We start from the raw sequence: 11,650 nt of genomic DNA, 5'->3' as shown, positions 1-11,650 counted from the left end.
ACAGCCATGCAGCCTTTTCGCTTTCATTCCATCTACCAGCCGCGCATCTGGGGCGGCCAGAGCATGAGAACCATGCTGGGACGGGAACTGCCCGACCGGGAAACAGCCTATGGGGAGGCGTGGGAAATCAGCGACCGCCCGGAAGCCATGAGCATCGTAAAAGACGGAGAATGGGCAGGAATGCCCCTGCACCGGCTGTGGGAAGAACGCCGGCAGGAAATTTTCGGGCCCGGCTACGAACGTTTCCCTCGATTTCCCCTGCTCTGCAAAATTCTGGATGCCCGCGAAAACCTTTCCGTCCAGGTGCATCCCCCGGAACGCACGGCGGCAGCCCGGCAGGGAGAAGTAAAAAATGAGATATGGTACGTACTGCACGCAACTCCGGATGCCCGGATTTACGGGGGAATGAAGGAGAACGCCTCACTTCCGGACATCCGTCATGCGGCGGAAACGGGACAAATGGAGCAGTTGATAAGCTCCGCCCATCTGGAACCGGGGGAACATCTTTACATTCCGGCGGGACTGGTTCATGCCATCGGCGCCGGACATCTCATTGCGGAAATCCAGCAGAACAGCGATACCACCTACCGCCTTTATGACTGGAACCGCACGGATGCCTCCGGACGAGGGCGGGAACTGCATCTGGAACAGGCATTGGATTCCATCGGGGAATTCCGGAAACTCTGCCAGTGCCCCGGCTACCTGACGGAAATGCCGCATTTCACCACAAAGGAATACCGTCTGGATAAGGGAGAACGGTTCACCCAGCCGGACTCATCCCGCTTCGCCGTTTTCACGGTTCTCCACGGTTCCGTGTGCTGGGACGGGAAAACGGCCCGGAAGGGCGAATTCATCCTATCCCCGGCAGGCGCGGATGCTGTCACTGCGGCAGAAGCAGAGACTGTTTTACTCTTAACAACGGTTTAAACAGATCAATATGACAAAAAAAGCGAAGAATTCGGCACAATGCTGAAGCTTTCGCACTTTTTCGTTGCAAAGAAGAAAGGCGAATCTTAGCGTGGACTTAACTTTTCCCGCATCCGTGCTGAAAATTCCCCATCTTCCGGCCTTTGTATGAGCAATATTTCCACCATCGCCGCTTATCTTGCCCGCTTTTCCGGTCAGCTCCAGCCCATGCTGGAGAAAGTCCAGGGCATGGACCGCAGAACTTTTCTGCTGGAAACCGCCGCCCTGCTTGCCCTGACCAGTTGTTCGGGACCTTCCGGAAAAGCAGGAATGGCACCCATGATCTCCTTTAAGCCCTCCGGAGTCCCCGTGGTGAAACGTTCTCCGCGCCAGTTGCTGGCGGAATGCAATGTCCGGCCTATGTTCATGCCTAAATCTTCTCCGCTCCGCCGCCGTTCTTCCCGAATGAAGCCGCGCTTCATTACCATGCACAACACGGAAAACCCGTCCGCAGACGCCATGCAGCACGCGCGCGCCCTGAATAACGGAGCTTTGCGCTGCAACTGGCATTATACAGTCGATCCGTACGTGACCATGCAGCATATCCCCCTGAATGAAACAGGGCGCCATGCGGACCGGGGCGGCCCCGGAGACATGTACTCCATCGGCATTGAAATGTGTGAGAAGCGAGGACAAAGCATCGTCAAAACCTTTGACCGCGCCGCCAAGCTGGCGGCCTACAACATGTATGCCCACGATATTCCCCTGCGGAATGTTGTGCCCCACTACTACTGGACCGGCAAGCGTTGCCCCCATCTTCTGCTGGACAATGGCAAACCCGGCTTCAAATGGTCCTGGTTCATCTCCCGCGTGGATTACTATTACCGCTGCATCAGCTGATACCGGACAATACTTCCCCCCTGCGCAGGAAGATGGGGAATATTTATCATGCGGCCTACAACGGCTTTGCCGACGGAGAACAGTTAACAATCTCTCGCCATTTCATTAAAACCGCTTTGGGGAAAATGCCTCTCCAAAAAGCCGTTCCCTCCTGACCGTTATTTCTGAAGCATATTCCTTTCCAGAGCCCCGATTCGGTTCCCTTTCTGGAAAAGACTTCCAGAAAAAGAACCGGGGCAATTCGCCTTATGGCATGACCGGATCCTCCGGCATCAGAATAGACGCCACGGCAAAAGCGGCAATGCCTTCCCTGCGGCCCAGCGCGCCAAGCTGTTCATTCGTGGTGGCCTTGATGCCCACACGGGCCGTGGAAATTCCCAGAGCGGTTCCCAAAGCTCCTTTCATCTGCTCCAAATAAGGAGAAATGCGGGGAGATTCTGCAATAAGGGACGAGTCCACATTCACGATGCGACCGCCGCGCTCCCGGATCAGAGAGACGGCTTTCGCCACAATATCCAGAGAAGGAATGTCCTTGCAGGCAGGATCTCCCGGCGGGAACCAGTAGCCGATGTCCGGCAACCCGGCAGCGCCCAGCAAAGCGTCCGCAATGGAGTGGCATAAAACATCCGCGTCGGAATGGCCGTCCAGGCCTCGGGAAGAAGGAATATGCACGCCGCCCAGCATCAAGGGGCGCGGAACTTCCGCAAAACGGTGGATATCATAGCCGATTCCGGTCAAAGCAATCATGTTTTTCATGCGGTACTGCGGCAATAATGTTCAGGCTATTCTCCCAGTGCTTCCATAACAGGGATGCGACCGTTCCATGCGACAATGGCGAATTGTTCAGGATTGTCTTCCTTCGGTTCCAAAACAACCTTACCTCCGGCTGCTTCCACCAGCAAAACCCCGGCAGCGACATCCCAGATGGAAATGACGCTTTCCACATAGGCGTCAAATCTACCGCAGGCAATATAAGCCAGGGCCAAAGCGGCGGAACCGTTATTGCGCACCTTGCGTACCTGCCAGGCGATCTTGGCGAAGCGTTCAATCCCTTTTTCCTTGGAACCATCCGTCTTGCCATGCCCCACGAATACCACGGCTTCCGCCATGCGTTCCCGCCGGCTGCAATGCATGGGATGATCATTCATGTATGGAATCCCGCCCTTTTCCACATGCCAGCATTCATCCATCATGGGGTCGTAAATCACTCCAAGAACCACTTCCCCGCGGCGGCGCAAAGCTATGGAGACACAGAACCAGGGAATCGTGTAAAAATAATTCACCGTCCCGTCAATGGGGTCTACAATCCATTCATATTCACTGTTCCTGTCCCCGGTGTATCCTTCTTCGCCCAAAACGGCGTGGTGGGGAAACACGGAGAGGATTTCCTCCGTAATCAGTTTCTGGGAGAGCTTGTCCAGCTCCAGCTTGATGTCATTCTGGCTGGCTTCATCCACCTTCTTTTGCTCATAAAAATGCTTCTTCAGGAAAGCTCCGGCGGATTTGGCGGCCTGAATGGCCGTGGTCATTTCAAGTGAGTGTCTCATGATGCTTTACTAATGGAAAATTGAATTTCACTGGGGCCCCTGTTCCGCAGAATTCTCCCGCTCCCGGCGTTCCCGAACGGCTTTTCTGCGGCCTTCCTCCGCACGGTCATACACTTCCCCAGCCAGGGAGGAACAGGTTGCTGCCAATGCTGCGGCAATCCCCTTCTTCTCATAGATGGCATCCTCTGGAGAATCAAAGCCCACCCAGACAAAAACCGTGAAATAACGCCCCATGACGGCGGAAAAATGCCCCGTATTCCCAGGAAGCCTGACATTGACGAATGTTTTCCTGGCTCGTTCGTCATAGCGGAAGGGAGGAAGGGACGCCACCAGATGGGCGGATTCCCTAGGCAGGATCTCCTGACGGCTTTCTTCCGGAGAAGGAGCATTCACCATCACCAGGTTCTTTTTGGTGGTGCCCACCTGCCTGACGGAGGAAATATTTACATTGAGCCCGTCATTTCCGATGAGATACAGGGCATTGACGGCATGCGAGAGAGGTATGCGGAACCTGCCGGTATACAAGTCCGAAGAACGGGGAAGTTCCCCTTTGTAGCCGGCCTTTTGCGCCGTTTCTATTACCGTATTGAAACCTACCCCGCGACCAGTGACTTCCGGATTGCTGCGGATAACGGTTCTACGCTGATCAACGGCGCACAAATTGACGATGGGAGTGAACAGGTCGCCGGGCATTACCTTGGACTGCCACCGGTCCAGACCGTCCTGGGCGGAGCGCCCTCCTGTTACGGCCAGCAGATCCCCTTTACGGGAATCCACGCACAATATGGCCGCTTGCACACAATGATTCAACTGGTTATCCACCCTTTTGGGCAGCCCCGCCCATACGGAAGAAGATTCCAGAGCGGCCAGCATAGGCTCGCTTACATCTTCAACCATCCGCTGGAATTCCAAATCCAGCGTGGTCATGACAAAAATGCTGGAGGTTCCCTCCTGCTCATCGCAGCAATCCAGGTCCCCCAATTCCCGGGAAACGACCAGAACGGGATAAGAACCGGGCCGCGCTTCCCGTTTACCAGCCACTGCCATCGGTTCGCGGAGCGCCTGCCATAATTGTTCCCGGGTAATAAATTCACACTCAAACATTCTTTCCAGCGTCGCATTGCGGACTTTAACGGCTGCCTCCGGGCTGTAAACAGGATTGTAGATGGAAGGTCCGCGCACCAACCCGGCCAGGGTAGCACACTCCGCCAGTGTCAAATCCGCCACTTTTTTGCCGAAATACAAATCCGCCGCCTGCGCAATTCCATAGCATTGCTGGCCAAAATAAATGCGGTTCAGGTAAGCCGTCAGAATTTCATCCTTGGAATACTTGCCCTCAATGCGGCGGGCCACGGCCATTTCCAGAACCTTGCGATCCAGGGTCTTCCCCCCCAGTTCATAACAATTCCGCGCCAGCTGCATCGTAATCGTGGAAGCTCCCTGGGCATAGGACAACGTAGTCAGATTCCGGCAAATGGAACGGATAATGGAAGAGTATACAATGCCGCCATGCTCGAAGAAATCTTCATCCTCCCGCGCAATGAACGCATTCACCAGATTATCAGGCAGTTCATTGCGCGCTACATACACCCGGTCATGATCTGTCAAGGTGCCTATCCACTGGCCGTTGCGGTCATATGCAGCGCAATTTTCCAACGGCGCCAAAACCTCGTCCAGCTCATACTGGTCCGCTCTCCATGCATAAACGAGAAGAACAATGATGAAAGCGATAGGAATGAGGCTGAACCACAACAGCAGACGGCCCAGATTGCGAGGCAGCAATCCGAACAGATCATACCATCTTTTACGCCTGTTCTCCATTCCGGGTTTAATCCTTAAAAACGCTTATCGTGCATCCAGAGGCAGAGGCTCTCCATCCTGTTTCCAATCCGGGAATTCCTTTTGCAGGCGTGCCCGGTATTGGGAAGCCTCCGACTTGCGCCCAGCCTTGTCCAAAGCTTCCGCCGCCTTGAACAGAGCCTTGGGTTTCAATTCAGCGTCATTGACAAACAACTCGGCCGTAACGCCGTAATGCTTGGCCGCTTCATCAAACTTTTTCTCCGCATAGGAAATATCCCCCAGAACAATTTTCAAGGAAGCCATCAAAGGACCTTCCACACCCAGAGCCAGCGCTTCTTCCGCCGTCTTCCTGGCATCCGCATACTTGCCCAGTCCCAGAAGAATGGAAGCCTTGTCCAGCATGCCGTCCGCACGGCGGTAAGGCTGGTCCTCATCCTTCAGGAAATTGTTGGAAGCCACCAGGGCGCGGTCATACTTTCTAAGCGCCAGACGCACCTTCGCCAAATTGCGCCAAATCACCTTCTTCACATTTTGAAGCTGGTCGTTCTGCGTAGCCCAGGTCATATACTTGTCCGCCGTTTCCAGATCCTTCATTCCATAAGCCTGAAGACCCAGCCATGCGGGAATAACATCCGGCACACGAGCCACGGCGGAAGGATTTTCCTTTTGCAGGGTTTCCAGGGCTTCCTTCAGTTTATTCACGTCCTGGAGCTTGTGATAGGACAGGACGGAAAGCACATTGACTTGTTCCCCGTATTTCTGGGGATCCAGCGTCTTGGCCTCCGCCATATGGCTGATGGAAGACTTGAAATCTCCCTGGTCAAACGCCGCGCGCCCCAGCAGGAAATGGGCTTCAGCAAGAGCGGCAGGAGACGCCTTCGGAAAATTCTGAATCAGGCCTTCATAATACTTCGCCATGTTCGCCATATCCTGGCGTCCCGCATAAATCTGAGCGGCCCTCTGCCATGCGGCAGCGGCGGATTCGGCTTTCGGCCAGCGGGCAATCACACGGTCAAAATCCATCAACGCCTCAGCCTCCTTCTTGGTCTTGGCATACATGTCTCCACGCAATGTCAATGCCTCACAAATGCGGGGATCCTTCGGAAAATCATTGATAAAATCCGTCAACAGCTTGGCGGCCACGCCTCTGTTCCCAGCCTGAGCGATTGCCCACGCGCTCTTATATAAAATATCCGCACGCATCTTCGGGGGCACCTTGTCAAAATCAATGCTGGCATAAAACCGGGCGGCATCCGCCGGATTGGAGCTGAACAGGCTTTCTGCAGCCATCAGGCGCACCATATCATGCAGTTCACTGGTAGGAAAAGCCTTGGCATAATGGTTCAAAAAACTCTGAGCCCGCTGGGGAAGATCCTTCTGCTTGAGTTCATTATAACACAGCAACCGATAAAAGGAGGCTTGCATGGCCTCCTGCGTATAAGGAACGGCCTTTTCCGCTTCCAGAAAGAAATCCGCCGCTTTCCGGTACTCTTTCAATTTATAGGCGGCCTGCCCCAGCAGCATCAACAGACGCACCTGGCCGTCCTTTGTCGGCATCTTTATTCCCTTCTGTTGCTCATGCTGGGAAAGTATCTCCTTGTACTTGCCCATATTGTACAGCCCCAGAAAAAGCCCCATTCGGGCTTCCGGAGCCATCTCCTTCAAAGATTCATCCTTCAAAAGCTGTTCATAGAGGCCCTGGGCTTCCGCAGTCTTCTTCAGTTTGGTAGCCAGCATGGCGGCCTGAAGGGTGGCGATTCCCCGGTTCCTGTTATCCACACCGGGCGTTTCCAGCACCTTGCGATATTCTGAATAAGCTTCTCCCAGGCGTCCCGTATCCGCACACAGGGCGGCATATCCCATCCGGGACACCAGAACAAACTTGGCATTCGCTTCCGGGTTGCCCATCACCGCGCAAAACATGGTAGCGGCAGCCTCCGGATTGCCGCTGGAAAGAAACAGGCGCCCCATGCGATACTGGGCGTCCACCTTCAAATCATTCTGTTCCGCATTGCGAATCACGAGCTGGTAATACTGAATGGCCTTATCCGTTTCCCCGGCAGAGGAAGCGTCTGTCGCCAGGCGGTAGGCGGAGGCGGCAACCAGGGAGGGGCTGCCTGTCTGAATCAATCTGAGGAACAGGACGTGTGCCTCATCTTTCCTGCCCAGCTCCTCCAAACACATGGCAGCACGATACTCTGCCAGGGGAGCCTGGGCAGACCGGGGGAAGCGTTGGGTAAATTCCAGATACTTACGCAAGCTTAAATCAAGAAGGCGCCCATATTCCTGCCGGTTCTCCTTCGTAGCCGGAGCCTGGGCCTGCTTGTACAGCATGTCAGCCATATCCAGCGTATCCTGCTCCGGATTGGCGACCAGAGGACCATCCGCGATGGGAGCGGCATCCGGAATATTTTCCTGGGCGATGGAAAACATCGCCAAAGTTATTAAACCTGCATTAATGAAAAAGAACGCTTTCATGAAGCCTGGGAATTGGAAACATTGATGGAAGACGGAGCCGGAGGACGCGTGGAAAAAGAAACGTTATTCAGCCCGGCTTTCAAACATGCGTCCATCACATGTACCACCACGCCGGATTCCGCCTTTTCATCCACGCGGATACGAACGAGCATGGTTTTGTCCAAGCGGGCAACGGAAAAAAGCTTGTCTTCCAGCTGCGGCATCGTATACGGCTGACGGTTAATTACCACGGTACCATCTTTACGGATATTCACGATAATTTCATTGGACACGGTTTCACCGGGCTTGGGAGTCTCCGCCGAAGGAAGATTGATGGAAAGATCCGGTTCATCATCCTCAAATGTCTGGGTTACGACGAAAAACACCAACAGCAGAAATACGATGTCCAGCATGGGGGCCAATTGAAACCCGATGGGACTGGGCATTTTATAGTGAAATTTCATACATTCTTCCGGTGAGGTGAGGAAGCAGACGCATTCCGGCTAGAGCCCGCGCACATCGCGCAGGGAAGTGGGGTCTACGGGAACTTTGGGGAGCTCCTCTTCATGAAAAGCGCCGGCTCGCGGCTTCTGAAGCTGGGTGGCAACTACGGAAACGCTGTGCGTGACGGCGGCTTCCAGGTCACCCACCCGTTTATGCACACGGCTGCGGAAATATACATAAGCCAGGATGGCGGGAATGCCAAGCATCAGGCCGCCCGCCGTCGTAATCAAGGCTTCCGCCACGCCGCCCGCCATGTCAATACGTTGCTTGCCCCCGGAAAAATCACCGTTGGCAATCTCAAAAAAGGTTTTCATCATCCCGACCACGGTCCCCAACAGCCCCAGCATGGGAGCTACGGCGCCAATATCCGACAGCCAGGAAATCTGGCGGCTTAGGAACCCCGCCTGCCGTCCTCCTTCCGCAGAGGCTATCTCCCTCACCTCCTCAAACTGGGCGGAGGGGTTGCGCAACATGAAGTTGGCTACAGTCAACATCACGCGGGCGTAACAGGAATCTCCATTCTTACAGAGGATGGAAAGCCCCGTGTAATCCCGCTTGCGGATGAAAGATTCCGCCTGTTCCACCAATTTGGTAGGCAAAACGGCGGCAGCACGGGTAGAAAAGCAGCACATGACCAGCACCACCACTCCGGCGATGGATAACAGAAGCAGCGGCCACATGATGAAACCGCCTTTCATGAACAGCTCGGAAAGGGGATAATTTCTATCTCCCACCACAAAATCCATGGCGGCGGCCAGCGTGGTAAACGGTACAGGGTTCATACAAAAGACATAGAGGATTATACAGAAGAAGTTTTCCTAGGCAAGACAAGTAGCCGTAATACAGTACGTTTCCGCAGTTCCATTTTTTGCCTCATATGGCATAATGTCTGCGTGGCAGACCGCGAGCAACCAACCCTGAAAGAACTCTGGAGGGAAACTCCGCACAAACCAGGCGTTTATATCATGAAAGACGCCCAGGGAAATACTATCTACGTGGGCAAAGCCAAGGACCTCCACCGCCGCCTGGGCAATTATTTTTCTCCTACGGGAGCCACACTCTCCAACCATAAGACAAGAGCGCTCATTAATGCTATTGCGTCATTTGATTATTTTGAAACCAGAAATGACCAGGAGGCTTTTCTGCTGGAAAGCAAACTGATCAAACAATATCGCCCACATTACAATATCCAGATGAAGGACGACAAGCGCTACCCCCTGCTGAAAATTCCGAAGGGGGAAAAACTGCCTCGCTTCCAGCTGGCGCGAGTGCGCAAAGATGACGGCGCGCGCTACTTCGGCCCCTTTGTCCACTCTCAGGCTCTGTACGCCACGCAGGAATGGCTCAACCGGCACTTCCGATTGCGAACCTGCAAGACAAAAAATCCGGGAATCCATGACTTCAGGCACTGCCATGCGGATGTGATTCGCAACTGCTCCGCTCCGTGCGTTGGCCGCATTTCCATCAATGATTACAACCGGAACTTTGACCAGGCGGTGCGTCTGCTGGAAGGAACGGGGAAAAAAAGCGCTCTGGACGAACTTACCAAGGAAATGATGGAAGCCGCCGATGAACTGGACTTTGAACGCGCGGCATACCTGCGGGACATCCGGGACAATCTGGTCAAGGTACTGGAACCCGCCCGGCGGTTCCGAAAAGGAACTCCCGATCTTCCCGGCACCGTTCACCCGGAAGAAGACATGAAGGAACTGGGGGTGGCCCTGGGATTAGAATCTCCCCCGCTCATTATGGAATGCTTTGACATTTCCAATGTCTCTTCCAACCATATCGTGGCCTCCATGGTGCGCTTCACCAACGGCAGGCCGGACAATAAAGCCTACCGTCGGTACCGTATACGCACTGTAGACGGACAAAATGACTTCGCCTCCATGTCGGAAGTCATCCGGAGGCGTTACTCCCGCATTCTGGCGGAGAGCGACGCCGTAGCCTCCCGTCAGGCGGACATGACTCTGTACCAGTGGCTCAAGAAACTCAGTGCGGAAGGAAAAGCCCCCATCAAGGTTCCGGATCTGGTAGTGGTGGACGGAGGTAAAGGGCAGCTTTCCTCCGCTCTGGCCGATTTGGAAGCAATCGGACTGGGAGACATGCCCATCGTCGGTCTGGCCAAACAGAGGGAAGAAATATTTTTTCCCCATCAGTCCCAGCCCCTTTGTCTGCCTCACAGCACGGGAGCCCTCAAACTCATGCAGCGCATCCGCGACGAAGCCCACCGCTTCGCCAACGGCTATAACGAACTGCTCTACCGCAAACGCATGCGGGAAAGCGCCTTGGACGACGCACCGGGCATGAGCGCCTCAAAAAAAAGACTGTTGCTGGAAAAATTCAAATCAGTAGCTGCCATTAAAAAGGCAGATCCGGCTTCTATCGCCGCCATCCGCGGCATTTCGGAAACCTGGGCCCGCGCCCTGCTGAACTACCTTAATTCATCTTCCAACTCCTGACTCCTCATGCAATTCCTGATTCTGGCCGCCGGAAAGCCTTCTCTAGGCTACGCCAAGGAAGGCGTGGAATTTTATCTCAACCGCCTCAGGCCCTTCGGCAAAACGGAACTCAAACTTGTCAGGGATGGAAACTCCCAGGACGTTTCAAAACGCCTGCTGGCAGCCAGCGAAGGCTGTCTGCGCATCGCCATGGACGAACGCGGAGAACTCTGGACCACAAAAAAGCTGGTCGATCTGGCGAAGGACTGGCAAATGCATTCCGTGCGCCGCATCGCGTTTCTCATCGGAGCCTCGGACGGTCATACGGAAGAATTACGATCCCGGTGCAACCATATCCTGTCCTTGAGCAAATTCACCCTTCAACATGAACTGGCGCTTGTTGTCCTGCTGGAACAGATTTACCGCTGCCATACTATTCTGGCAGGAACACCATACCATCGGTAACCCTCGTCGGCCAGACATTCCTGTACAGGAAAACCTGTTCCCTTCAGGCAAATGCAGGAAAATCATTGAAGCCGCCGTAAGCAATCCGACCAGAAAAGGCTGTTTAAAGACGTATAAAACAGTAAAAACAAAGTTCTTTCTGCAACAAAAAAGGAGCACTCCACAAGGAGTACTCCTTTTCCGAGAAAGAAATGGTAAAGCCAGTTCCTTCGCAACCAGCCAAGCTTAACGCTTGGAGAACTGATAACGCTTGCGGGCCCCAGGACGGCCGGGCTTTTTACGTTCCTTCATGCGGGAATCACGGGTCAGAAGACCGAATTCACGGAGCTGGGAACGGGAAGCTTCATCAACCTGAACGAGAGCACGGGCGATCGCCATGCGAATGGCTCCCACCTGTCCGTGAATCCCGCCGCCCTTGGTAACGACGTTCACATCAAACTTGTTCATGGTGTTGGTAACCTGAAAGGGCTGAAGAACAGCGTTCTGCAACTGAACGGTAGGAAGATATTCCTCAAAACCGCGGCGGTTGATGGTAATGCGGCCGGAACCTTCAGTAAGCCAAGCGTGTGCAATGGCGGTCTTACGACGGCCGGTGGCGTTGTATGGGGTTGTCTGACTCATGTTCTGAAA

Annotated in this window: 11 protein-coding genes; 4 read left to right on the top strand and 7 right to left on the bottom strand. The window is 54.2% G+C overall.

Annotated features, from left to right (window positions below; all coding sequences use genetic code 11):
* Nucleotides 1–6: 6 nt before the first annotated feature.
* Together CI070_RS02370 and CI070_RS02365 are read left to right on the top strand one after the other, a co-directional pair.
* The gene (locus CI070_RS02370; RefSeq protein ID WP_094135543.1) at nt 7–927 is read left to right on the top strand and encodes a type I phosphomannose isomerase catalytic subunit; all 921 of its coding nucleotides are present in this window, start codon (nt 7–9) and stop codon (nt 925–927) included.
* A 147-nt stretch (nt 928–1,074) separates the two neighbouring features.
* Nucleotides 1,075–1,806, top strand: coding sequence for a peptidoglycan recognition protein family protein (locus CI070_RS02365; RefSeq protein ID WP_094135542.1), 732 nt, complete (start codon nt 1,075–1,077; stop codon nt 1,804–1,806).
* A gap of 246 nt (nt 1,807–2,052) precedes the next feature.
* On the opposite strand, the gene ispF is transcribed toward CI070_RS02365, so the two are convergent.
* From ispF to CI070_RS02335, 6 genes are all read right to left on the bottom strand, one after another.
* Entirely contained in the window at nt 2,053–2,562 is a 510-nt protein-coding gene (gene ispF, locus CI070_RS02360; RefSeq protein WP_094135541.1) for a 2-C-methyl-D-erythritol 2,4-cyclodiphosphate synthase, read from the bottom strand.
* Nucleotides 2,563–2,588: 26 nt separating this feature from the next.
* On the bottom strand, nt 2,589–3,353 hold the full coding sequence (locus CI070_RS02355; protein ID WP_094135540.1) for an inositol monophosphatase family protein: 765 nt from the start codon (nt 3,351–3,353) through the stop codon (nt 2,589–2,591).
* Nucleotides 3,354–3,380: 27 nt separating this feature from the next.
* Nucleotides 3,381–5,174 carry a transglycosylase domain-containing protein gene (locus CI070_RS02350; RefSeq protein ID WP_094135539.1) on the bottom strand — a complete coding sequence of 598 codons (1,794 nt, stop codon included), beginning with the start codon at nt 5,172–5,174 and terminating at the stop codon, nt 3,381–3,383.
* Nucleotides 5,175–5,198: 24 nt separating this feature from the next.
* Nucleotides 5,199–7,586, bottom strand: a complete 2,388-nt coding sequence (locus tag CI070_RS02345; protein WP_179219345.1) for a tetratricopeptide repeat protein — start codon at nt 7,584–7,586, stop codon at nt 5,199–5,201.
* A 41-nt stretch (nt 7,587–7,627) separates the two neighbouring features.
* Entirely contained in the window at nt 7,628–8,023 is a 396-nt protein-coding gene (locus CI070_RS02340; RefSeq protein WP_218824875.1) for an ExbD/TolR family protein, read from the bottom strand.
* Between the two features lie 90 nt (nt 8,024–8,113).
* Nucleotides 8,114–8,896, bottom strand: coding sequence for a MotA/TolQ/ExbB proton channel family protein (locus CI070_RS02335; protein ID WP_094135536.1), 783 nt, complete (start codon nt 8,894–8,896; stop codon nt 8,114–8,116).
* A 111-nt stretch (nt 8,897–9,007) separates the two neighbouring features.
* Here CI070_RS02335 and CI070_RS02330 point away from each other — a divergent pair, with 111 nt between their 5' ends.
* Nucleotides 9,008–10,576 carry an excinuclease ABC subunit UvrC gene (locus CI070_RS02330; RefSeq protein ID WP_256943518.1) on the top strand — a complete coding sequence of 523 codons (1,569 nt, stop codon included), beginning with the start codon at nt 9,008–9,010 and terminating at the stop codon, nt 10,574–10,576.
* A gap of 6 nt (nt 10,577–10,582) precedes the next feature.
* The gene (locus CI070_RS02325; RefSeq protein ID WP_094135534.1) at nt 10,583–11,020 is read left to right on the top strand and encodes a 23S rRNA (pseudouridine(1915)-N(3))-methyltransferase RlmH; all 438 of its coding nucleotides are present in this window, start codon (nt 10,583–10,585) and stop codon (nt 11,018–11,020) included.
* A 225-nt stretch (nt 11,021–11,245) separates the two neighbouring features.
* On the opposite strand, the gene rpsI is transcribed toward CI070_RS02325, so the two are convergent.
* Entirely contained in the window at nt 11,246–11,641 is a 396-nt protein-coding gene (gene rpsI / locus CI070_RS02320; RefSeq protein WP_012420275.1) for a 30S ribosomal protein S9, read from the bottom strand.
* Between the last annotated feature and the right edge of the window lie 9 nt (nt 11,642–11,650).

The organism is Akkermansia muciniphila (genome assembly GCF_900184965.1).
GTDB classification, from domain to species: domain Bacteria; phylum Verrucomicrobiota; class Verrucomicrobiia; order Verrucomicrobiales; family Akkermansiaceae; genus Akkermansia; species Akkermansia muciniphila_A.
This window is presented reverse-complemented; position numbering and strand designations above follow the sequence as displayed.

Coding starts and splice junctions, on each gene's coding strand:
- CI070_RS02340 (WP_218824875.1), bottom strand. CDS start 8,023: ATGCTGGACATCGTATTTCTGCTGTTGGTGTTTTTCGTCGTAACCCAG.
- ispF (WP_094135541.1), bottom strand. CDS start 2,562: ATGAAAAACATGATTGCTTTGACCGGAATCGGCTATGATATCCACCGT.
- CI070_RS02345 (WP_179219345.1), bottom strand. CDS start 7,586: ATGTTTTCCATCGCCCAGGAAAATATTCCGGATGCCGCTCCCATCGCG.
- CI070_RS02325 (WP_094135534.1), top strand. CDS start 10,583: ATGCAATTCCTGATTCTGGCCGCCGGAAAGCCTTCTCTAGGCTACGCC.
- CI070_RS02335 (WP_094135536.1), bottom strand. CDS start 8,896: ATGAACCCTGTACCGTTTACCACGCTGGCCGCCGCCATGGATTTTGTG.
- CI070_RS02365 (WP_094135542.1), top strand. CDS start 1,075: ATGAGCAATATTTCCACCATCGCCGCTTATCTTGCCCGCTTTTCCGGT.
- CI070_RS02370 (WP_094135543.1), top strand. CDS start 7: ATGCAGCCTTTTCGCTTTCATTCCATCTACCAGCCGCGCATCTGGGGC.
- rpsI (WP_012420275.1), bottom strand. CDS start 11,641: ATGAGTCAGACAACCCCATACAACGCCACCGGCCGTCGTAAGACCGCC.
- CI070_RS02350 (WP_094135539.1), bottom strand. CDS start 5,174: ATGGAGAACAGGCGTAAAAGATGGTATGATCTGTTCGGATTGCTGCCT.
- CI070_RS02355 (WP_094135540.1), bottom strand. CDS start 3,353: ATGAGACACTCACTTGAAATGACCACGGCCATTCAGGCCGCCAAATCC.